Raw genomic sequence first — 21,775 nt, 5'->3', positions numbered from 1 at the left:
GGCGTAATCCGGGCAGTTGGCAGCAGCGCATGGCGACAGACGACGCTGCTGCTCAACACGCTGTCTCGACAGCTTGCCGGGAACCGTAAACTGCCTGGGGTTTACCTCCAGTTCTCGCAAAACGACGCGACGGGCCAGCACCCAGGCGAATAAGCGCAATCGCCGTCTGGGTAACGGGATGGCGCATTTGTGCGCCGCGCGGCTGTCCAGACAGACCCGCACACTATCTCAAAACTAGATAACGCATATCCACGATATCGCGTTGCACGATACAGGGTGTGATTGTCAAACTGCGTGCAAATCAAACGCATTCAGGAGACAACTCATGCGCACCCAAGTTGGCATCATCGGTGCCGGGCCTGCGGGTCTGCTTCTTTCCCATCTTCTTCACTTGCGCGGCATCGACTCCGTCGTGCTCGAATCGCGCACTCGCGAACAGATCGAATCCACCATCCGCGCCGGCGTACTCGAACAGGGCACGATGGATCTGCTCACCGAGGCAGGTGTCGGCGCGCGCATGACGGCCGAAGGCGCGTTACATCATGGCTTCGAACTGGCTTTTGAAGGCAAGCGGCGCCGTATCGATCTGACCGGACTCACGGGCCATTCGATCACGGTCTATGCGCAGCACGAGGTCATCAAGGATTTGGTCGCCGCGCGCGTAGCCGCTGCCGGCGCGTTGTATTTCGGCGTGACGGATACATCGCTGCACGGCATCGACACCGATAAGCCGTCGATCCGCTATCGGCACGGGGGCGAAGCGTGCGAATTGCAATGCGACTTCGTGATCGGCTGTGACGGTTCGCAAGGCGTCTCACGTGCGTCGATTCCGCAGGCGTTGCGCAAGGACTTCGAGCGCGTCTATCCGTTTGGCTGGTTCGGCATTTTGTGCGAAGGGCGGCCGTCGTCGGATGAATTGATCTACGCACGGCATGACCGCGGTTTCGCGTTGATCAGCACGCGCTCGCCGAATGTGCAGCGCATGTATTTCCAATGTAATCCTAAAGATTCCGTCGACAACTGGTCCGACGACCGGATCTGGGCCGAACTGCACGCACGCGTCGATTCGCACGACGGCCAGAAAATCGTGGACGGCAAGATCTTCCAGAAGAATATTGTCGGCATGCGCAGTTTCGTGTCGGCCACCATGCAGCATGGCCGGCTTTTTCTTGCCGGTGACGCCGCGCATATCGTGCCGCCTACCGGCGCGAAGGGCATGAATCTCGCAGTTGCCGACGTGCGTGTGCTGACCGGAGCGCTGAATGCGTTCTACGTCGAAAATCGTACCGATCTGCTCGACAGTTACAGCGAGACCGCGCTCAAACGTGTCTGGCGTGCGGAGCATTTCTCGTACTGGATGACGAGCATGATGCACCGCATTGAAGGTGCCTCGCCGTTCGAGCAACAACTGCAGGTCGCCGAACTTGAATACGTGACCACGTCGCGTGCGGCGGCCACCGCGATGGCGGAGAACTATGTGGGCGTCGCAGCGGTATAAGAGCGAGCGGGTGGGGCGCGACGTGCGAAACGGGGGGGTAAGCGATAAATCGCGGTACGACGCCCGGCTCGCGTCGTCAAACCATTGATGGGCGGCCGTTCGCCATTGTCGTGCCAAAAGCAACAGTGAATTCGGGAATAGAGGATTTATCCGCGTCTGGTCCACACCTAGACTGTGTTTATCGGCTGCATCACACGTCATATTTGCAGTGCGTATAAGACAATTTCTGGAGGTGGTTTCATGAAATCGCTCATCAAAGCTGTTGTTATTGCTCTTGTTCTTGGCGCTCCGATCGCTTCGTTTGCGCAATCGAGTCAGCCTGCTCCGCAAAACGCGCAGGGCGCGCAAGCGCAAGTTTCCAAACAACAGGGCGCCGCTGCTCAGGCTGATACCAGCGGCTATGGTTCGGGCAGCCGTGGCACGTGGCAAGCCGGTCACGGCAGCGATACGGCGGTAAGCTCCTATTCGCCGCCGATCTATAACGCGCGTTAACGGCAAAACGACGTAGGCGGATCATCGCGAGACCTGCGCGTTTTATCTCGTGTTCTTGACGCTCGTCATAGGGCTATGGCGTGCGCAGTAATGTCATTTCATTGCGCAGCAAAGCCCGAAGGTCTTCGTCCGTAGGCCGCGTGCCCCAATGCCGTGCGCCGGCAACCGACGCAATTGCGATCCACGAGTGGGGTGGAAACCATTCGCGAAGCACGGCGCCGTCCTGACGCAAACACAACTGGCCGGTCAGTTCGCTGTATTCGGCGGAAATGACCGCGCCGTCGATTTGCGCCGTTACACGCCGTGGGTCGTTGCGTACCAAATCGTCGCTCCTGCAAATGGTGTGGGGCGAATACCTACGCGGGCCGGCCGCGTCAGTGGCGCCGCCACGGCCCAAGCATTAATGATCGCCCCGGCCGTGGTCATCGCCATCGCCGTGACCATGCCAATCACCGTGGTCGTGCCAGTCGCCGTGCGGGCCGTCGCGATAGCCGCGCGCGTCATGCCATTCGCGTTCGTGATGGTGTTCTTCCCACTCGCGTCGTTGCCAGTAGCGGTGGCCGTCGTAATAGCGGTCGCCATACCAGCCCGGGCTCACCACGACCACCGGCGGTGGCGCAGCGTAGACAGGCGGAGGCGGAGCATAGACCGGCGCAGGCGCATAAACCACGCCCGGAACGCCGATGTTCACGCCTACATCGACGTGTGCCAGCGCAACTGACGATGCACCAATCCCCAAACCTGCAACGATCGCCATGGACAACAAGTGGCTTCGTGAATTACTCATGTTTATTCTCGGATTTACGATTGAGAGTGGAGGGCGCTGCTCGCGCAACGCTTAATAATGGTCGTGATCGTGATAATGGTCATGATCGTGGTAGCCACCGTCCGGTACGACGATGCAACCGCCCAATGCACTCCCGAGGGAGACTGCCAGCAGAACCAGCGCGAGAATTCGTTTCATGACGTTGCCCCTTTTTTTATGTGTGATTGAACTCTACTGAGCGGCTGGATTACCGGTGTGTTCGTGTGTAACAGGACGTGTCGATTCCTTCGCATGCCGACGGGGTGCATAACACGGTGTGGGGACATGTTGCGGCGCTGCGATTCGCCCTTCTGCAGACGAGAAGTCGGAGGGCAACCCGTTGAGCGCGCTATGAAAAATGTCGGGACTTCATGCATCCGGCGCATTCGGGCAGGTCGATGCGCATGCGTATGAACAACTCGACCAGGCACAGCGTGACATATCTCTGTGTGTATGCCAGACGGATACATTCAGTTGCAAGACTTAGGATGAGACCCGGCCTCACGGATCGCCGATCGCACTTTATATGCGATCACTGGTGCGTTGCGGGTGCATTTCCACTTCATTTGCCTGAAGGAGAAGGTCAGATGCCGCATCAGCTTTTCTTAAGAATTGATCCGTAGCATGCTGCGTCAGTGCGCTTGGAATTTGTGTATCGTCTGCGCAAATAAGCGCTCTGCCTCCAATGGTTAACTGCGGCTAAACATTCTCATGATCATGCGATCCGACCAGGCCAATTTCTCACGCTACGCGTCAGGCTATGACGGCGTAGCCAGATTCCTTCACTGGCTGGTGGTCTTATTGATCGCTGCGCAGTTCGTGATCGGTTGGACCATGCCGGGCATTCATAAGGGCACACGGCCCGATGGTTTGATCGCGTGGCATCTCGGTGTGGGTGCAACGCTGATTGCCGCGGTGGTGGTGAGAATCGTCTGGCGTCTTACGCACGCACCGGCACCTGCATCGCTTTCGCCTTTTTATCGTGTCGTTTCGCACATGACGCACGGTCTTCTTTATGTCGCGCTGGTGGCCGTGCCCTTGCTCGGATGGGCCAATGCGTCTTCGCGCGGATGGTCCGTCAAGCTGCTCGGCGTACTGCCGTATCCCAGCATCTCGCCGGTTGGTTCGTCAGTGGGACATGAAATGGGCGATATCCATGGCTATCTGGCCTGGGTGTTGTTCGCGCTGATCGCGTTGCATATCGCGGCCGCATTGTTTCATCGCTTCGTGCTCAAAGATCAGACATTGCAGCGGATGTTGCCGTGACCCGTTAGCCTGCGTTAGCCGGTTGTTGCTGCCCGTTTGCTAACCGCCTATCGCCCGTGTTCTTGTGGCGGTAGCGAGTCTGCCGATATTGTTCCCCGATGCCTGGATCATGGTGGTTTCGACGCCATGGCATCCGCGTGCGATTGTTATGCCCGCGTGCTTGATAAGCACATAAAAAACAATTCTTTTACGCGCGCCGCTAACGCTGGTTAGATCGAAGATCTGATCCGCGCTCGGCCGATTCGCGCCGTCGCTACTTTCAGCCAAAAATTCTCACCCTGCGTGCCACATGGCGCGCTGACCTGTCTCGTCCTCAGACTTAGGAGCTGCATCGCATGTCGAATCTCAGTCTCGCGACGTCCAACGCACTGGACATTCATCCTGTCACCGGCCGCATCGGCGCGGAAATTCGCGGCGTGCGCCTGTCGGGCCAGCTCGAATCCGCAACCGTGGAAGCGATTCGTGCGGCGCTGGTGCGTCACAAGGTGATCTTTTTCCGCGGCCAGACACACTTGCAGGACGCCGATCAGGAAGCCTTCGCCAAACTGCTGGGTGAACCGGTCTCGCATCCCACGGTGCCGGTGGTCGACGGTACCGACTACCTGCTTGAACTCGATTCGCATCGCGGCGGCCGCGCAAACTCCTGGCACACGGACGTGACATTCGTCGACGCGTATCCGCAAGCGTCGATTCTGCGCGGGGTGACGATTCCGGAAGTGGGCGGCGACACGGTATGGGCCAACACCGCCACCGCTTATGACGATCTGCCGCCGCCGCTCAAAGCGCTCGCCGAGCAACTGTGGGCTGTGCACAGCAACGAATACGACTACGCGAACTACGCCAACGTCGGCGAGCGCGGACGTGATGCTGAGGCGCTCAAACGCTACCGCGAAGTGTTCGTGTCGACACGCTATGAGACCGAACATCCGGTGGTGCGCATTCATCCGGAATCCGGTGAAAAGACGCTGATTCTCGGGCATTTCGTGAAGAGCTTCGTTGGCCTCACACCGAGCGCGTCGGCGCATGTGCTGGAACTGCTACAAGGCTACGTGACGCGCCTCGAAAATATCGTGCGCTGGCGTTGGCAGACGGGCGACGTTGTGATCTGGGATAACCGCGCAACCCAGCACTATGCCGTCAACGACTACGGCGACGCTCACCGCGTGGTGCGTCGCGTGACGCTGAAGGGGGACGTGCCGGTCAGCGTCGACGGCCGCCGTAGTTTTACGCGCAGTGTCGAACCGAATCCGGCGGTGAAGGCTGCCTGATCCACGCGAGCCGCCTGGACCGCTGACGTCTCGCAGCCGGCGCGCTCGCCTCACTCATCCTCACGAACCGGTGTTTCGTGAGGCATTCAGCCCTGCTCGACGGCAGCATGCTCCGGCGCCGTCGCTTCGCGATAGCCGAGCCGCGTCGAGATCGCGAGCCCCGATTGCTTGAGTAGCGCGACGTAGTGCGATTTCGTGTCGGCACCACAACGCATTGTCGGAAACGAAATCGACAGACCGGCAATCACTCGGCCGAAGCGGTCGAACACCGGCACCGCGAGACACTGCAATCCTTCTTCCTGTTCCTCGTTGTCCTCGCCGTAGCCTTGCTCGCGCACGCGCGGCAGGATGCTCAGGACGGCTTCGGCGGAGGCGAGCGTCTTTTGCGTCGACTTGCGAAATTCCACGTGCGAGAGTACTTCGCGCGCTTCGGCCGGGTCCATCCACGCGAGCAGTACCTTGCCGATCGCCGTGCTATGCAAAGGATTGCGGCGACCGATCCGCGACTGCATTCGCAGCCCGTAATCGGCGTCGATCTTGTGGACGTAGATGATGGCGTCTTCGTCGAACGCGCCGAGGTGAATTGCCTCGCGGGTGGTCTGGCCGATGCGGCACATCTCGATGTCGGCCTCGCGCACCAGATCGACGCTCTCCAGCGCCTTTGCGCCGAGTTCGAACAGGCGGATCGTCAACCGGTAGCGCTCGGTTTCGATTTCCTGCGTCACATAGCCGAGTGCTTTCAACGTCTGGATCACGCGATGCACGGTGGTCTTTGACATGCCGAGCCGCTGCGACAATTCGCTGATACCGATCTGTCCGCTGTCGCCGATCGCACCGAGAATCGCGAAGACCCTGCCGATCGATGAAGCCGACTCGCCTTTGTCAATGGCCGTGCCACACGTACTGTCTACTTCCTGTACGTGTGCGGCGTCGTCCTTGCGCTGCTTGCCCATTGCTGCCATTTCCTTCATTCCCTGTTGATGCCAAACCGATCAGAATCCGACCACCGCTCGCCACGGCTCGACCACCGCTCGATGCCGACCGAGTCACGGCGCCGAAAGCATACCGTGTCCCGTGACCACCGTGATTACCGTGACTATCGCCGCTAGCCACGCTAGCCACGCTAGCGCGCAAGCCACCCGCCGTCCACCGCGAGCGTATGGCCGTGCACATAGTCCGACGCGGATGACGCGAGGAACACAACCGGTCCCGCGAGATCTTCCGGCGTGCCCCAGCGGGCCGCCGGAATGCGTCCGACGATTTCTTCGTTTCGTTGCGCGTCGCCGCGCAGCGCCGCCGTATTCGCCGTTGCCATGTAGCCCGGCGCGATCGCGTTCACGTTGATGCCATGCTCGGCCCATTCGTTCGCGAGAAGCCGCGTGAGACCGAGCACGCCGCTTTTCGACGCGGTATATGACGCGACACGTATGCCGCCCTGAAACGACAGCATCGACGCGACGTTGATGATCTTGCCGCCGCTTTGCTGCTTCACAAACTGCCGCGCCACAGCTTGCGAAAGAAAGAAGGCGCTCTTCAGGTTGACGTCCATGACGGCGTCCCAGTCATCTTCGCTGAAGTCGAGCGCGTCCTCCCGGCGGATGATGCCCGCATTGTTCACCAGCACGTCGACGCGGCCAAATGCTTCGACAGCGGCGTGCACGATGTCGTCGACGGGGGCGATGGACGCGAGGTCGGCGCGCACTTCGGCGAAGCGCCGGCCGGTCGCCTTGACGTTCACGGGCGTATCGCCGGCGTCGGCGCGGCTCACGCCGACGATGTCGCAGCCGGCCGTTGCGAGCGCTATCGCCATGCCGGCGCCGAGGCCCGTGTTGCTGCCGGTGACAATAGCGACCTTGCCGCTCAGATCGAAGATGTTCACGGTGCGTAGGTTCCTTGAATGCCGAAGGTGTCCGGAGTGGTCAGCATGCTGTACGTCAACGCGCGTCAACGCAGCTCGCGCACCGCAATGTGATCCATATCGCTGAACACCTGGTTCTCGCCAACCATGCCCCAGATGAACGTGTACGCGCGCGTGCCGACGCCCGAGTGAATTGACCAGCTTGGCGAGATCACGGCCTGCTCGTTGTGCACGAGGATGTGCCGCGTTTCGTCCGGTTCGCCCATCATGTGAAAGACGGCCGCGTCGTCAGCGACGTTGAAGTAGAAATACACCTCCATGCGGCGCTCATGCGTGTGGCACGGCATCGTGTTCCAGAGGTTGCCCGGTTCGAGCTTTGTCATGCCCATTGAGAGCTGACAGGTGGGCAGCACTTCGGGGACGATGAACTTGTAGATGGTGCGGCGGTTGCTCGTAGCGGGATCGCCTAGCGTTTCAGGTGACGCTTGCGCAAGCGAGATCGTGCGGGTGGGATGCGACTCGTGCGCCGGCGCGCAGTTCAGGTAGAACTTCGCGGGGTGAGCAGCGTCGTCGCTGCCGAACGCGATGGCCTGTTTGCCTTTGCCGATGTAGATCGCTTCTTCGTTGTGCACCGGATAGCGCGTGCCGTCCACGTCGACCCAGCCGTCGCCGCCAATGTTGATCGCGCCGAGTTCGCGGCGTTCCAGCAGATAGCCGACGCCGATTGCCTTACCGAGCGAGCTGGGCACCTCGACCGCGCGCGTGGCCGGCCACACGCCGCCCACGATGATGCGATCGATATGACTGTAGGTGAGTTGGAGCGCGTCGCATTCGAACACCTGCTCGACGAGAAACTGCTTGCGCAGCGCCGCGGTATCCAGCGTCTTCGCGTACTCGCTATTCATGCTCTGTCTCACTTCCATTGTTCTTTTCTCCGGTCAGATTAGGCGCCGCGCCATGCCGTATTGCGCGCCGGTTTGCTCTCGACTTTAGCGCAGAATCTTCGATTTGGAACATCGGTCCGGAAATATTGCGATGCCGCGTCAAGAGCGACAAGGCCCCTGAGCGGCACGCGGGTAAACGATGAGCAGGAAGTCTATCAAAATCGGAACGTTGTTCCTAACACGATGCTATATTGCGCCAAAAGGGAGTCGCCCGGCGTAAGAACGGGACATTACCCCGGGTGATCCACCCGACAACTGGACGCGAAGTCCATGGAGGAGGCATGAAGCTCAAGAAGGCCATCGACCGCATTCCTGGCGGCCTGATGCTGGTGCCGTTGCTGCTCGGCGCCTGTGTTCACACGTTTGCGCCGGGCGGGGGGAAATACCTCGGGTCATTCACGAATGGATTGATCACCGGCACCGTGCCGATTCTGGCGGTATGGTTTTTCTGCATGGGCGCGACGATCGACCTGCGGGCGACTGGCGTGGTGCTGCGCAAGTCGGGCACGCTGCTCGTGACCAAAATGATCGTGGCGTGGATCGCGACAATCGTCGCGTCGCACTTCATTCCGATCGACGGCGTCAAGGCGGGCCTGTTCGCCGGGCTCTCGGTGCTCGCAATCACCACGTCGATGGACATGACCAACGGCGGTCTCTATGCAGCCGTCATGCAGCAATATGGCAGCAAGGAAGAGGCGGGGGCGTTCGTCCTGATGTCGATCGAATCGGGGCCGCTCGTCAGCATGATCATCCTCGGCGCGACCGGTGTCGCGTTCTTCGAACCGCGGCTTTTCGTCGGTGCGGTGTTGCCATTCATGATCGGCTTCGCGTTGGGTAATCTGGACAGCGAGTTGCGCGAATTCTTTGGCCGCTGCGTGCATCCGCTGATTCCGTTTTTCGGCTTTGCGCTCGGCAACGGTATCGACCTGAACGTGATCGTCACGAGTGGCTTGCCGGGCATCGTGCTGGGCCTCGGTGTGATCGTCGTGACGGGCATTCCGCTGATCCTCGCCGACCGTTGGATTGCGGGCGGTAATGGGGCGGCGGGGTTGGCGGCTTCGTCGACAGCAGGGGCTGCCGTGGCGAACCCGGCGATCATCGGCGAGATGATTCCGCGCTTCAAGCCGCTTGTGCCGGCCGCGACGGCAATGGTCGCGACGGCGTGTCTCGTGACGGCGATTCTCGTGCCGATTCTGACCGCGCTTTGGGTACGCCGGCATCATGCACGCGACGCGTTGCGCGAGGAAATCGCCGGGGCGACGCAGCCGCCGCTGAGTGAGCGGGACGTGCACGTTTGAGGATGCGAGGGCGGCTGGTTTACGCTTGAACGCGGCGTGAAATCAGGAACGTGAGGCGGGGCTCAGCACCCCAGCTTCCCCTCCAGCATCGCCTTTACCTCCGCCCACTCCTCATCGATGATGCTAAAGCGCACCGAGTTGCGCTTACGCCCATCCGGCATGATCCGCTCGTGCCGCACAATCCCTTCCTGTTTCGCGCCGATCCGCAGAATCGCTGCTCGTGATTTTTCGTTGAGCTCGTCCGTCGTGAACTGCACGCGCACGCACTGCATCGCTTCGAACGCATGACTCAGCAGAAGGTACTTCGCCTCGCTGTTCACCGCCGAGCGCTGCACCGACTTGCCCAGCCACGTGTGGCCGATTTCCAGCTTTCGATTTACCCGGTCGATCTTCCAGAACCGCGTGCTGCCGACAATCGCCCCGGTATCGCGCCTCACGATCACAAACGGCATCACGGTGCCGGCCGCGCGTCCATCGAGCGCGGTTGCAATGTAGCTGCCGATGGTTTCCGGCCCCGGCACGACGGTGAGCTTCATGTTCCACAACTGACCGTCCGCGGCGGCGTCGAGTAAGCCCTGCGTGTGTTCATGCTGAAGCGGCCGGAGTTCGACGGCTTGTCCGACCAGCGTGGGTTGCTTGAGGCGAGGGGACGTGTCGTTCATAGTGGGGCGGCATTCGTTGCACGACTGAACAGCATAAAGCGTAGAACGATCTGAACGAAGCGAATGAGCAGCGAATCAAGGAGGGCTCAAGGGGCGATTCAAGGGCCGACCCGAGAGGCAAATTGCAATAGAAAAAGTCCGCGAACGAACGTTCGCGGACCTGGCACAGCATTCAAACAGGCAGACGAAGCCAGAAACCTCGCCCTGAAAACCTCACCGCCTTCGGTGTCTTAAACCGCCATTACCGAAACAGCCTTGGTGACCAGATAGCCTTCCATGGCTTCCGGACCGCCTTCCGAGCCGTAGCCCGAATCCTTCACGCCGCCAAACGGCATTTCCGGCCAGGGCGCGGCAGGCTGGTTGATCCACAGCATGCCGACTTCCAACTGTTGCGACAGCAGATGCACGTTGCGGAACGACTTCGTGAATGCATAACCGGCGAGACCAAACGGCAGACGGTTCGCCTCGGCGATCGCTTCTTCGAGCGTGTCGAAACCACGGATCGCGGCGATAGGACCGAACGGCTCGTTGTTGAACACGTCCGAGTCGAGCGACACGTTGGTCAGCACGGTCGGCGCGAAGAAGTTACCCTCCGAGCCCACGCGTTCGCCACCCGTCTCGACCTTCGCGCCGGTCTTGCGTGCGTCGTCGAGCACCTTGCTCATCGCGGTGAGACGGCGCGCATTGGCGAGCGGCCCGATGGTTGTGCCTTCCGCCAGACCGTCGCCGAGCTTGAGGCTTTCAGCGTGCTTGACGAGCGCTGCGGCGAACTCTTCGCGGATGCTGTTGTGCACCAGAAAGCGCGTCGGCGAGATGCAGACCTGGCCCGCATTGCGGAATTTCGCGGCACCCGCGGCCTTGATGGCCAGCGCCACGTCGGCATCTTCGGCCACGATGACAGGCGCATGACCGCCCAATTCCATCGTTGCGCGCTTCATGTGCGCGCCAGCCAGCGCGGCCAACTGCTTGCCGACCGGCGTCGAACCGGTGAACGTTACCTTGCGGATCACCGGGTGCGGAATCAGGTAGCTCGAAATCTCAGCCGGATCGCCGAACACGAGGCCGACCGTACCGGCCGGCACGCCTGCCTCGACGAACGCCTGCAGCAGCGCCGCCGGCGATGCCGGGGTTTCTTCCGGCGCCTTCACGAGGAACGAGCAGCCGCACGCGAGCGCCGCGCTCAGCTTGCGCACCACCTGATTGACCGGGAAATTCCACGGCGTGAACGCAGCCACCGGGCCGATCGGCTCCTTGAGCACCGTTTGCTGCACTGCCAGGTTACGCGGCGGCACGATCCGGCCATAGACGCGGCGGCCTTCGTCGGCGAACCATTCGATGATGTCCGCTGCGGACAGCATTTCGACGCGAGCCTCGGCGAACGGCTTGCCCTGTTCCTGCGTCATCAGGCGGGCGATGTCCGACGCACGTTCGCGGACCAGCGCGGCGGCCTTGCGCATGGTCGTTGCGCGCTCGTTGGCCGGAATCTTGCGCCAGGCCTCGAAGCCGCGTTGCGCGGCGGCCAGCGCCCGGTCCAGATCGGCAATGCCGGCATGGGCCACCTTGCCGATGGCCTTGCCGGTGGCGGGATTGATGACGTCGATGGTTTTGCCGCTGGCGGCGTCGCACCACTCGCCATTAATCAGAAGTCGCGTATCGGTATAGCTCGAGGTAGCCATGCTGGGTTCCTGTAAGTGGGGAAAACGATAGGTCGCGCGGTTGTGATGCTTTGGGCTGAACCCACGCGGCCAGAGGAATGGACTGCCGATAACGATTATCTTATCTGATTGCGCGCAATCGCATCGGCCGGTGCGCCCGTGGAGCCTGTGCGGCATGGGTTTTGCTACCCCGGTTGCCGCGGCGGAGAAACACCTGCCTGAGCGGCGCCGCGCAAACTGGCGTAAAGTCAAGCAGCAGTAGCAGGAACTGTCATGAGCAGGCAGCCATGGATCGTATCGCGAGTGAGTAAAAACAGCACTCGAGGTCAAGGTCGAAAGCAGCGGGCAAAAGACGGCGAATGCAACCCAATCAACCAAGGTGCAAGCGAGGAATCGACATGCCAACCGGTACAGTGAAGTGGTTCAATGACGCGAAGGGTTTTGGCTTTATCACACCGGACGACGGTGGCGAGGATCTGTTTGCCCATTTCTCGGAAATTCGCAGCGAAGGTTTCAAATCGCTGCAGGAAAACCAGAAGGTCAGCTTCGAAATCAAGCAGGGACCAAAGGGCAAGCAGGCGGCGGATATCAAGCCGGTGTGAAGGTAGTAGCCGGTCCGCACATGCAAGGTGTGCGGACCGGAACCCGGCATTAAGCACGTAGAACAATCCGCGCCGGGTGGTTTTTTTCTTAAGGTTTCCTTCAGCTTTGCTCCGTAGTATTTGCGCGAACGTCCGTATCCCCACGGGCAATAGTTCCGATAGTTTTCCGACAGAAAACTGAAAGCGCCGATCAAAGGCTTGCTGGAGCATCCATGAAAACCCTGTTCTTACAGGCGCCGTCGTACGACGGCTTCGATGGTGGCGCGGGTTCGCGCTATCAGGCCAAGCGCGAAGTGCGCTCTTTCTGGTATCCGACGTGGCTCGCGCAGCCCGCGGCACTCGTCCCCGATAGCCGTGTACTCGACGCCCCCGCCGACGGCCTGTCCGTCGAAGCATCGCTCGATATAGCGCAGCAATATGACCTGGTGATTATCCACACCAGTACACCGTCCTTTCCCACTGACGCGCTGTTTGCCGAAGACCTGAAGAAGCGCAAGCCTTCAGTGCTGATCGGCATGGTCGGCGCCAAAGTCGCGGTCGATCCGCACAACTCGCTGACCGCGAGCGAAGCGATCGATTTCGTTTGCCGTGAAGAATTCGATTTCACCTGCCAGGAAGTTGCCGAGGGCAAACCGTTCTCCGGGATCAAAGGTCTGAGCTATCGCGCCAGCGACGGCTCGATCGAGCACAACGAAGCGCGCCCGATCCTCGAGAACATGGACGAGCTGCCGTTCGTCGCGCCGGTTTACAAGCGCGATCTGAAGATCGACAACTATTTCATCGGCTATCTGAAGCACCCGTACGTGTCGATCTACACGGGCCGCGGTTGCCGCTCGAAATGCACGTTCTGCCTGTGGCCGCAAACGGTGGGCGGCCATCGCTACCGCACGCGTTCGACCGAGAACGTGCTAGAAGAAGTGAAGTGGATTCGCGACAACATGCCTGAAGTCAAGGAGATCATGTTCGACGACGACACCTTCACCGACTTCAAGCCGCGCGTCGAGGAAATCGCCCGCGGCCTCGGCAAACTGGGTGTGACGTGGTCCTGCAACGCGAAGGCGAACGTGCCGTACGCGACGCTGAAGATCATGAAAGAAAACGGCCTGCGCCTGCTGCTGGTCGGCTACGAATCCGGCGACGACCAGATTCTGCTGAACATCAAGAAGGGTTTGCGTACCGACATCGCACGCCGATTCAGCGAAGATTGCCGCAAGCTCGGCATCAAGATTCACGGTACCTTCATTCTTGGCCTGCCGGGCGAGACGCAGGACACGATCCAGAAGACCATCGAATATGCGAAGGAAATCAATCCGCATACGATCCAGGTGTCGCTCGCAGCGCCCTATCCGGGCACGACGCTCTATAACCAGGCGGTCGAGAACGGTTGGCTGGAAGAGAACAAGGTCATCAATCTCGTCAGCAAGTCAGGGGTGCAGCTCGCGGCGATCGGCTATCCGCATCTGTCGCGCGACGAGATCTACCATCAGCTCGAAAACTTCTATAAGCGCTTCTATTTCCGGCCGTCGAAGATCTGGGAAATTTTGCGCGAGATGCTGACGAGCTGGGACATGATGAAACGGCGCCTGCGCGAAGGCGTCGAATTCTTCCGCTTCCTGCGCGCTCACGAAGCGTGAGCGCCGTGCATCTGCTCGCCGTCACGCTGGCCTATGCGTGTGCGGCGGGTGCGGTTTTCGGCATCGCCTACACGGTGCTGGCCGGCGTACTGATCGGCCGGTTCTTCGCGAAAGCGGTATCCCAGCCGACCAGTTTTCCGCCGGTCACGATCATCAAACCGTTGCACGGCAACGAGTGGGCGCTCCTCGCCAATCTGTCGAGCTTCTGTCAGCAGGACTATTCGGGCCCCGTGCAATTTCTGTTCGGCGTGCACGATTCGGCCGACCCCGCCTTGCAAACCGTCGAGGATCTGCGGCGGCTGCATCCGGAAGCGGACATCACCGTGGTCGCCGATGCGCGTCTGTACGGTCCGAACCGCAAGATCAGCAATATCCTCAATATGCTGCCGGAGGCCCGGCACGATGTACTGGTGTTTGCCGACAGCGACGTGAGCGTCGGGCCGGATTATCTGCGCAATGTGGTCGGCGAATTGCAGGAGCCTGGCGTCGGTCTCGTCACCTGTGCGTATCGCGGTGCGCCCGACCCCGGTTTCTGGCCGCGCATGTCGGCCAAGGCCACCAACTACCAATTCCTGCCTGGCGTGGTGACGGGGCTTGCGCTCGGTCTCGCGCGTCCCTGTTTTGGACAATCCATCGCGATGCGACGCGATACCCTCGAGAAAATCGGCGGGTTCACACCGTTCGTGAAGCATCTGGCCGAGGATCATGCAATCGGCGAAGCCGTGCGGATGATCGGCGAGAAAGTGGTGATTCCGCCGTTCACGATCTCGCATGCCTGCGTGGAATCGAGTGCGACGCAACTGATCGCCCATGAACTGCGCTGGAGCCGCACGATTCGCAGCATCGATCCGCTTGGCCATCTCGGCTCGGCGCTGATTCATCCGCTCGCTTTCGCACTGCTCGCCATCGCTTTCTCGGGCGGCGCGCTGTGGTCGTGGCCGATCGCGCTGGTTGCCGTCTGCGGGCGCCTCGTGCTGAAACTGCAGTCCGATCGCGCGTTGCAGCAGGCGCATCGCGACCTGTGGTTGTTGCCGTTATGGGATATTGTGTCGTTTTCGATTTTCGTGGCGAGCTTCTGGTCTTCGCGCGTGATCTGGCGCGGTTTCAGTTTCAAGGTGGATGGCGACGGTCTGTTGTCGGCAGCGCAGGACGGAATGGCGGATGAACAGCAAGTTGGGTAAGCAATGATGCGTGAGTACTTGCAAAAGCATAGTGAGGGCAATGCAGCGAACGTGAAGCACGCACAACGGGCGGCTGCGTGATGAAGCATCTCGGCCGTGTCGCCGCGCTTGCCGGCCTGCTCGTGTCGCTGTGGCTGGTCTGGCAGGACAATCCCGGTGCTGTGCTCGGCGCACTGCGCGCCGCGGGTGCCGGCCTCCTGCTGGCGGCGATCGCGCATGTGCTGCCCATGATCGCCAATGCGTGCGACTGGCGCTCGCTGATTCGCGGCGCGAACCGGCCGGGCATCGGCAATATGCTGCACCTGGTCTGGGTGCGCGAGTCCGTCAATAGCATGTTGCCGGTGGCGCGTATCGGCGGCGAGGTGGTGTCGTTCCGGATGCTCAAGCGCTGGGGCGTGCGGCCGTCTACGGCGGTCGGCAGCATCATCGTCGATATGCAGCTCACAGTGATCAGCCAGTTGCTGTTCACGATGGTCGGCATCGGTTTTCTGTTCGCGCATGCGCATTCCGACACGCTGCGGCTCGCCGGGCAACTGGCGTGGGGCGTGGTGGTGCTGACGCCGCTGCTGGTGCTGTTCGCACTCGTTCAGCATGCCAATCCGTTCGAGCGCACCACGCGTGCGCTGAATCGTATGACGAGCGGCAAGCTTGCCGCGCTCGTCGGACAATCGGCTCAGATCGATCAGGCCATCAAGCTGATCTGGCGCCGGCGTGGTGTGGTGCTGCGCTATCTGTTCTTCTGGCAACCGCTGCAGTGCGTCCTGACGTCGTTGGAGATTTGGCTCGCGCTGTACTTTCTCGGCGTACACGTCACGCTGGTCGAAGCGGTGGTGATCGAATCGCTGATTCAGGCGATCAGTAGTGCGGCTTTTTTCGTGCCGGGCGGTCTGGGTGTGCAGGAGGGCGGTTTTATTCTGATCGGCGGTGCGTTTGGTCTCGATCCTTCCATCTGCCTCGCGCTCGCCGGCGCCCGGCGCATTCGTGATCTGCTGATCTTTGTGCCCGGACTGATTGCGTGGCAGTTCGCCGAGTCGTCGAATCGCGAGCCCAAACGCGTGGAACGGGCGGAACGGGCAGGGCGGACGGGGGTGGGCGAAGCTAGTCAGCGCTAGTGCGGTATGCGCGAAATACTTCTCTTATCAGAATGACTTGACGGTGCCTCTGTAGTGGCGTTGTCGGCACCCCCAGCAAACACCCTCATTCCTCTCCCGCATAAGCAGGAAACGACACTTCGACCGCCAGGCCATGCTCGCCGATACCCGTTCCGAGATGCAGGTCCGCACCGAAATGCTCGGCGATCCGCGCGACGATCGAGAGGCCCAGCCCGCTGCCGGTGGCGTGATTGCCGGTCGCGCGGAAAAACCGGTTTGTGAGGCGCGCGAGATCGCTGGGCGCGACGCCGGGGCCATCATCGCGCACGGTGAGCCGCACCCGGCCGATTTCGTATTGCACGGCCACTTCGACGTTGCCGCCATCGCTGCCGTACTTGATCGCGTTATCGAGCAGGTTGTCGAGCAGGATGCCGATTAGTACGGGCTCCGCGTTGATCTCGGCGCGCATGTCGCCGGTGAGCGTCACGCGGATATTCTTCTGCTGCGCATTGCGTTCGTTGGCAAGCAGTGCATCTTTCGCCACCGCTGCCGGCCTGAGTGGCGCGGTGGAGAGTTTTTCGTGCACGTCCAGACGCGCGAGCAGCAGCAACTGCTCCGCAAGCCGCGCGCTACGATCGACGCCTTGCACCACCCGTTCCATCGCCAGTCGCTGCAATGCCGTATCCGGTTCGGCCAGCGCGACCTGTGCCTGCACCTTGATGGCGGCAAGCGGCGTCTTCAGTTCATGGGCGGCGTCGGCGGTAAACGCACGTTCGCGCTCGATAGAATGGCGCAAGCGCGACAGCACCAGATTGATCGCGTCGACGAGCGGCCGCACCTCCGTCGGCGCCCGGCCGATGTCGACCGGTTCCAGCCGGTTGATGTCCCGCGCGCGAATGGCGCCGGAGAGGACCTTGAGCGGCGCCAGACTCCAGCCGATGCTGAACCACACCAGCAACGCCAGCACCGGCAGCGCAATGAGCGTCGGGCGGGCGATCCGGCTCGCGACGCCGCTCACCAGGTCGCTGCGCGTATTGGCCGGTTCGAACACGCGCACCGTGTTGCCGAGCGCGGTGTCGCGCAACGTGAACGTGTGCCATTCCTGACCGCCCAGCGTCATGTTTTGCGCGCCGCCTGCGGATTGTACGGGTAGATCCCACGCTTTTAGCGCGCGCAATTGCGGGCTGCCCGCCAGCACGTTACCGTTTGCACTGCGCACCTGGAATAGTGCGTCGCGCGGCAAGGAGTCGTCGTCGTCGCTGTCGTTCGCACCGGCTTCGCCGCCTTCTTCTTCTTCACGCAAATCGATGCGCGCATTGGCCAGTGTGATCAGATTGCGTTCGTCGAGCAGCGCGAGAATTTGTGCAATCTCCGCGAGGCGCGCCTCTTCCCACTCGCCGACTTCGCGCTTGGCCTGACGATAGCTCGATATCAGCGCGATACCCCAGATCAGCACGATGCTGGTCAGGACCAGCAGCATCAGGCGGCGGCGTATGGATGCCGACATTATGTTTTCTCTATCACGTAGCCAATATTACGGACTGTTCTGATCAGCTTGGCGCCGAGTTTTTTGCGCAGATTGGACACGTGCACCTCGATCGCATTACTTTCGATTTCCTCCTGCCATCCGTACAAACTCTCTTCGAGCTGCGAGCGCGACTGGGGAATGCCCTGATTGGTCAGCAGCTGCATCAGGATCGCCCATTCACGCGAGGTGAGGGGCACGCGCGCATTGCCGACTTCGACGGTTTGCGCGGCGGGATTGACCGTCAGATCCTGATAGCGGATCACTTCGACGCTGCGCCCTTGCGCGCGACGCAGCAAGGCCCGGCAACGGGCAATCAGCTCGGTCAGGTCGAAGGGCTTGCCGAGGTAGTCGTCGGCGCCGGCTTCCAGACCGTCGACGCGATCCACCACCGTGCCTCTCGCGGTCAGCACCAGAACCGGCACGTCCTTGCCGGCGTCGCGCAGCCGTTTCAGCAGTTCCATACCCGATACCCTGGGTAAGCCGAGATCGAGCAGTACCAGTGCATAGGCGGTGGTGTCGAGGGCGAGACTGGCCTTGTGGCCGTCGCGTGCCCAATCGACTGTGAAGCCGGCTTGACGCAGTCCTGCTTCGATGCCGTAGCCGATCAGGTCGTCGTCTTCTACGAGGAGTACGCGCATGAGGGAGAAATTCCGTTCTATGTTTATTGCATGACGGTGACACATTTTAAGCAAACACCGGGCTGTACGCCCGAAGTGTAACGGTCATGTTCATGACACGCTTTATACCTCTTTCTTCCTTAAGGTTCCCTTCAGCTTGGATCGCTACTATCGACCGTCAACAGATCGCTGTCGCGTGGCCGAGACGAGCACGCGAAACTACGTCGTGTTGTCAGATCATCGCAACTTAATCGTAAGCACATCGATGGAATGTACGGCCGGCGCTTTTGCCGGCACGCTCTGCTGGCGAATCGCGCCGCTGCACGTCACCGTGCGTTCCTTCAGGTCACGAGACCATGCCATGAAGCCAGTCACTGTCGACATGCTGCGAGCCCATCTGATGGCGGCCACGCTCACGGCAATGGGTGCTGAAGTGCTCGTATTGCTGGCACTGCTGGTGTTGCCGGTTTCCCAGCAGGTTTTCAGTTCCACCAGGTTTCAGTTCCTTGCGCTCGCACTGATCGTGTGCGGGGTCATCGGGATGCGCCAGTTCGCGCATGCCGCTTTTGACCTTGCCGTTCAGGGCCGCCCCGCAACGCCTGCCGGACGGCCCATTCTGATTGAAGCGGATTGTCCGCGGCGCTGGTTTGTCATTCTTCATCTGCGCTGCACGGGCAGAGCGTTCATGCTGGCCGGGCACTAACGGACGCAGGCGATGGCGGCGCACGCATTGACGGCATGCCAATGGCTTTTGTTGTTCGGCTGCGTCTCGGCTTCGCTCTATGCGATGGTGGCCGCGGTGGCCATGCCGTTCTTCGCGGCGCGCAGCGGGCGGCACGCGCGTATTGCCGCCTGGGCTTCACATCCTCTGCCTCCTTTTGCGAAAGTCGGTGTCAGCGTGCTCAAGCCGCTGTGCGGCGCCGAGCCGCGTCTCTACGAGAATCTCAGAACCTTCTGCGACCAGCGCCACGGGCATTTCCAGCTCGTGCTCGGCGTGTCTTCGCCGGACGATCCCGCTATTGCCGTCGTGCGCCGGTTGCAGGCCGCCTATCCGATGCGCGACATTGAGCTCGCGGTCGATACACGTGTGCACGGCAGCAATCTCAAGGTCAGCAATCTGATCAACATGGCGGAGCGGGCGCGTTATGACGTGATCGTGATTGCGGATAGCGATATTGCAGTTGAAGCCGATTATCTCGATACCGTGGCGGCACCGCTCGCCGACCCGCGCGTGGGCGTGGTGACCTGTCTCTACGTGGCGCAAGGCGTTGGCGGCTTCTGGCCGCGGGTCGGTGCGCTATTCATCAACGAGTGGTTCGCCCCCTCTGTACGCGTCGCGCATGCGGCGGGGTCGCGCCGCTTCGGTTTCGGCGCGACGCTCGCTTTGCGCCGCGCGACGCTTACGCGCATAGGCGGTTTCGACGCCCTGAAAAACTGTCTTGCGGACGATTACTGGCTCGCTGAACACGTGCGCGCGCTCGGGCTTCGCACGGTGCTTTCGCGCGTGATGGTCGCCACCGATGTCATCGAGCCGACTTTCTCTGCCTTGTGGCAGCGTGAGACGCGCTGGCTACGCACAATCCGCTCGGTGAACCCGCTTGGCTTTGCATTTTTGTTCATCACGTTCCCGACGCCGTGGCTCTGTGTTGGCGCATGGCTCACCAGCCGCCTCGCCGACGGTGCGTTCGACGGCGTGCATCTGTGGGCGGTGCTGGCGGTTGGCGCCAGCACGGCGGCCGGTTTTGCCGCGCGCATGCTGCTGCATCTACGTTCCGCGCGTCATGAACGTACTTTCTGGCGCGACTTGCCGCTCGTGCCGTTGCGCGATACCTTGCTGGCATGCCAATGGCTCGCCGGCGCATTCGGTTCGCATGTGGTGTGGCGTGGCGCACGCGTGCCGGTCGAAGCCGCCGCGTCGACTATGCAGGAGACGACGTTGGGCGTGATGGATGTCATGGAGACTTCGGATGGCGGCTAAGCCATGCGGGCTGATCGTCACCGCTGACGATTTCGGCCTGCACACACGGGTGAATCTGGCGGTCGAGCAGGCGCACCGGCACGGCGTGCTGACGGCTACGAGCCTGATGATCGGTGCGCCTGCCGCGGATGATGCGGTGGCGCGTGCGCGCGCGCTCCCGGCGTTGCGGGTCGGCCTGCATCTCGTGCTGGCCGACGGCGACGCGGTTACGCCGCGTGCGGGGATTGCCGCATTGCTTGACGAGCACGGCCGCTTTGGCGACAACATGGTGCGGGACGGGGTACGGTTTTTCTTTTTGCCGCATGTTCGCAAACAGCTGGCGCGCGAGATTCGCGCGCAGTTCGAGGCTTTTGCGAGGACGGGGTTGACGCTCGATCACGTCAACACGCACAAACATTTTCATTTGCATCCGACGGTGCTGGCTTTGATTCTGGAGATCGGGCGCGAGTATGGGATGCGGGCGATGCGTTTGCCGTTCGAGGCTAGCGCGCCGCTGTGGTTGCGGCCGTGGATCTCACGGGTTCGGGCGAGGCTGGATCGGGCAGGGATCGTGCACAACGATTATGTAGTTGGGATTGCTAATAGTGGACGGATGGATGAGGCTGCATGGCTTGCCGCGCTTGCCGATTTGCCCAACGGGGTGGGGGAGATTTATTGCCATCCCGCCTTTGCCGGCGATCGGGTTTTGAGTCATGGGATGCGGGATTATCGGCATGCAGAGGAGTTGGAGGCGCTCTTGTCGCCTCGGGTCGCTGATGCGATTCGGGGGTTGGGGGCCCGGGTGGGCGGGTTTGGGGATGTTTTGAAGGTTTGAGGTTTTTTGCCTGGTTCGGCGCTTGTTTGTCTGTGTTTTTGTGGTGTTGGCCTTTCCTTGAATTGTTATTGGTCTATTAGCGTCGCCCCTGTGCGGGGCAGGCACCTACTTTTCTTTGCATGCCGCAAAGAAAAGTAGGCAAAAGAAAGCGGCTCACACCGCTAATTCTTAAGTGGGTCCCCCGCACAGTTGCGGTAGTGGTACATCTGGAATCTGTGTTCCCGCACACTCCGCGTAAGTGACAAGGGCGTCATTCTTCCGGCGGCGCTGCGCGCGCCGAAGCGCAATTCTCAGAAACGATTGCTGCGTTTTTGTACTCACGTTTCATTCGGCATTTCGCCAAGACGAAGCCGACGGCTCCCGCCGCGCTTAAACGAAGCCTCGGGCTTTCCACGCAGCGCCGCCGTTGCCGAGGCGAAGCCAACGGCGCCCACCACGCGCAAACGAAGCCTCTGGAATCCGTAGCAGACCCGTCCGCGACGCACGCAGTGCGGAGTGGGAGCTGATGAGCACTTTGTCACTGACGCCGAATGTGCGGGGGCACGGATTCCAGATGCTCCACTATCCCTTCCAAGCCAGGGGAT

General features: G+C 61.2%; 22 protein-coding genes. 12 read left to right on the top strand and 10 right to left on the bottom strand.

The genetic code is table 11. From position 1 onward, the window contains the following. The first annotated feature begins 325 nt into the window (after positions 1 to 325). Complete coding sequence (locus PQQ52_RS33995; RefSeq protein WP_408221307.1) at positions 326 to 1,498, top strand: 4-hydroxybenzoate 3-monooxygenase; 1,173 nt, start codon at positions 326 to 328, stop codon at positions 1,496 to 1,498. Positions 1,499 to 1,738: 240 nt separating this feature from the next. After that, on the top strand, positions 1,739 to 1,990 hold the full coding sequence (locus tag PQQ52_RS33990; RefSeq protein WP_408221305.1) for a hypothetical protein: 252 nt from the start codon (positions 1,739 to 1,741) through the stop codon (positions 1,988 to 1,990). Positions 1,991 to 2,063: 73 nt separating this feature from the next. Here the strand turns inward: PQQ52_RS33990 and PQQ52_RS33985 are convergent, their stop codons facing one another. From PQQ52_RS33985 to PQQ52_RS33975, 3 genes are all read right to left on the bottom strand, one after another. Continuing rightward, on the bottom strand, positions 2,064 to 2,312 hold the full coding sequence (locus PQQ52_RS33985; protein WP_408221303.1) for a hypothetical protein: 249 nt from the start codon (positions 2,310 to 2,312) through the stop codon (positions 2,064 to 2,066). Positions 2,313 to 2,390: 78 nt separating this feature from the next. Further along, on the bottom strand, positions 2,391 to 2,777 hold the full coding sequence (locus PQQ52_RS33980) for a hypothetical protein (protein WP_408221301.1): 387 nt from the start codon (positions 2,775 to 2,777) through the stop codon (positions 2,391 to 2,393). Positions 2,778 to 2,828: 51 nt separating this feature from the next. Beyond that, the gene (locus PQQ52_RS33975) at positions 2,829 to 2,954 is read right to left on the bottom strand and encodes a hypothetical protein (protein WP_408221300.1); all 126 of its coding nucleotides are present in this window, start codon (positions 2,952 to 2,954) and stop codon (positions 2,829 to 2,831) included. A 552-nt stretch (positions 2,955 to 3,506) separates the two neighbouring features. On the opposite strand from PQQ52_RS33975, the gene PQQ52_RS33970 reads away from it, so the two are divergent. Further along, positions 3,507 to 4,061 (top strand): cytochrome b, encoded by a 555-nt coding sequence (locus PQQ52_RS33970; protein ID WP_408221298.1) that lies wholly within the window; start codon positions 3,507 to 3,509, stop codon positions 4,059 to 4,061. A 335-nt stretch (positions 4,062 to 4,396) separates the two neighbouring features. Continuing rightward, complete coding sequence (locus PQQ52_RS33965; protein ID WP_408221296.1) at positions 4,397 to 5,329, top strand: TauD/TfdA dioxygenase family protein; 933 nt, start codon at positions 4,397 to 4,399, stop codon at positions 5,327 to 5,329. Positions 5,330 to 5,415: 86 nt separating this feature from the next. On the opposite strand, the gene kdgR is transcribed toward PQQ52_RS33965, so the two are convergent. From kdgR to kduI, 3 genes are all read right to left on the bottom strand, one after another. Beyond that, a complete protein-coding gene (gene kdgR / locus PQQ52_RS33960; protein ID WP_408221311.1) occupies positions 5,416 to 6,291 on the bottom strand; it encodes a DNA-binding transcriptional regulator KdgR in 876 nt (291 codons plus the stop codon). A 161-nt stretch (positions 6,292 to 6,452) separates the two neighbouring features. Next, entirely contained in the window at positions 6,453 to 7,208 is a 756-nt protein-coding gene (gene kduD, locus PQQ52_RS33955; protein WP_408221294.1) for a 2-dehydro-3-deoxy-D-gluconate 5-dehydrogenase KduD, read from the bottom strand. Between the two features lie 65 nt (positions 7,209 to 7,273). Continuing rightward, positions 7,274 to 8,110: a 5-dehydro-4-deoxy-D-glucuronate isomerase gene (kduI, locus tag PQQ52_RS33950; protein WP_408221292.1), complete on the bottom strand. Its 837-nt coding sequence runs from the start codon at positions 8,108 to 8,110 to the stop codon at positions 7,274 to 7,276. A gap of 302 nt (positions 8,111 to 8,412) precedes the next feature. Here kduI and kdgT point away from each other — a divergent pair, with 302 nt between their 5' ends. Beyond that, the gene (gene kdgT / locus PQQ52_RS33945; RefSeq protein WP_408221290.1) at positions 8,413 to 9,429 is read left to right on the top strand and encodes a 2-keto-3-deoxygluconate transporter; all 1,017 of its coding nucleotides are present in this window, start codon (positions 8,413 to 8,415) and stop codon (positions 9,427 to 9,429) included. Between the two features lie 62 nt (positions 9,430 to 9,491). On the opposite strand, the gene PQQ52_RS33940 is transcribed toward kdgT, so the two are convergent. Further along, positions 9,492 to 10,091: a GNAT family N-acetyltransferase gene (locus PQQ52_RS33940; protein ID WP_408221288.1), complete on the bottom strand. Its 600-nt coding sequence runs from the start codon at positions 10,089 to 10,091 to the stop codon at positions 9,492 to 9,494. Between the two features lie 230 nt (positions 10,092 to 10,321). After that, positions 10,322 to 11,767 (bottom strand): NAD-dependent succinate-semialdehyde dehydrogenase, encoded by a 1,446-nt coding sequence (locus PQQ52_RS33935; RefSeq protein WP_408221286.1) that lies wholly within the window; start codon positions 11,765 to 11,767, stop codon positions 10,322 to 10,324. A gap of 377 nt (positions 11,768 to 12,144) precedes the next feature. Between PQQ52_RS33935 and PQQ52_RS33930 the strand changes: the two genes are divergently transcribed. From PQQ52_RS33930 to PQQ52_RS33915, 4 genes are all read left to right on the top strand, one after another. Continuing rightward, entirely contained in the window at positions 12,145 to 12,348 is a 204-nt protein-coding gene (locus tag PQQ52_RS33930) for a cold-shock protein (protein ID WP_007181784.1), read from the top strand. Between the two features lie 212 nt (positions 12,349 to 12,560). Continuing rightward, positions 12,561 to 13,982 carry a hopanoid biosynthesis associated radical SAM protein HpnJ gene (gene hpnJ / locus PQQ52_RS33925; RefSeq protein ID WP_408221284.1) on the top strand — a complete coding sequence of 474 codons (1,422 nt, stop codon included), beginning with the start codon at positions 12,561 to 12,563 and terminating at the stop codon, positions 13,980 to 13,982. Next, entirely contained in the window at positions 13,979 to 15,163 is a 1,185-nt protein-coding gene (gene hpnI, locus PQQ52_RS33920) for a bacteriohopanetetrol glucosamine biosynthesis glycosyltransferase HpnI (protein WP_408221283.1), read from the top strand. Before hpnJ ends, hpnI (PQQ52_RS33920) begins: the two co-directional genes overlap by 4 nt. Before the next feature lie 80 nt (positions 15,164 to 15,243). Beyond that, the gene (locus tag PQQ52_RS33915; protein ID WP_408221309.1) at positions 15,244 to 16,275 is read left to right on the top strand and encodes a flippase-like domain-containing protein; all 1,032 of its coding nucleotides are present in this window, start codon (positions 15,244 to 15,246) and stop codon (positions 16,273 to 16,275) included. A gap of 85 nt (positions 16,276 to 16,360) precedes the next feature. Here PQQ52_RS33915 and PQQ52_RS33910 read toward each other — a convergent pair whose 3' ends face one another. Both PQQ52_RS33910 and PQQ52_RS33905 read right to left on the bottom strand, forming a co-directional pair. Then, a complete protein-coding gene (locus PQQ52_RS33910) occupies positions 16,361 to 17,761 on the bottom strand; it encodes an ATP-binding protein (RefSeq protein ID WP_408221281.1) in 1,401 nt (466 codons plus the stop codon). Continuing rightward, positions 17,761 to 18,420, bottom strand: coding sequence for a response regulator (locus tag PQQ52_RS33905; RefSeq protein ID WP_408221279.1), 660 nt, complete (start codon positions 18,418 to 18,420; stop codon positions 17,761 to 17,763). Before PQQ52_RS33905 ends, PQQ52_RS33910 begins: the two co-directional genes overlap by 1 nt. Positions 18,421 to 18,760: 340 nt before the next feature. On the opposite strand from PQQ52_RS33905, the gene PQQ52_RS33900 reads away from it, so the two are divergent. Genes PQQ52_RS33900 through hpnK form a run of 3 tightly spaced genes read left to right on the top strand, consistent with a single transcriptional unit; the run spans position 18,761 to position 21,191 of the window. Next, positions 18,761 to 19,102 (top strand): hypothetical protein, encoded by a 342-nt coding sequence (locus tag PQQ52_RS33900; RefSeq protein WP_408221277.1) that lies wholly within the window; start codon positions 18,761 to 18,763, stop codon positions 19,100 to 19,102. 12 nt (positions 19,103 to 19,114) lie between these two features. Then, positions 19,115 to 20,377: a bacteriohopanetetrol glucosamine biosynthesis glycosyltransferase HpnI gene (hpnI, locus tag PQQ52_RS33895; RefSeq protein WP_408221275.1), complete on the top strand. Its 1,263-nt coding sequence runs from the start codon at positions 19,115 to 19,117 to the stop codon at positions 20,375 to 20,377. Beyond that, entirely contained in the window at positions 20,367 to 21,191 is an 825-nt protein-coding gene (hpnK, locus tag PQQ52_RS33890) for a hopanoid biosynthesis-associated protein HpnK (RefSeq protein WP_408221273.1), read from the top strand. The genes hpnI (PQQ52_RS33895) and hpnK overlap by 11 nt, the downstream gene beginning before the upstream one ends. Positions 21,192 to 21,775: the final 584 nt, after the last annotated feature.

Origin of the sequence: Paraburkholderia sediminicola (genome assembly GCF_046030555.1) — a bacterium.
GTDB lineage: Bacteria > Pseudomonadota > Gammaproteobacteria > Burkholderiales > Burkholderiaceae > Paraburkholderia > Paraburkholderia sediminicola_E.
The sequence above is the reverse complement of the archived record's forward strand: the minus strand, read 5'-3'. Positions and strand labels throughout refer to the sequence as shown.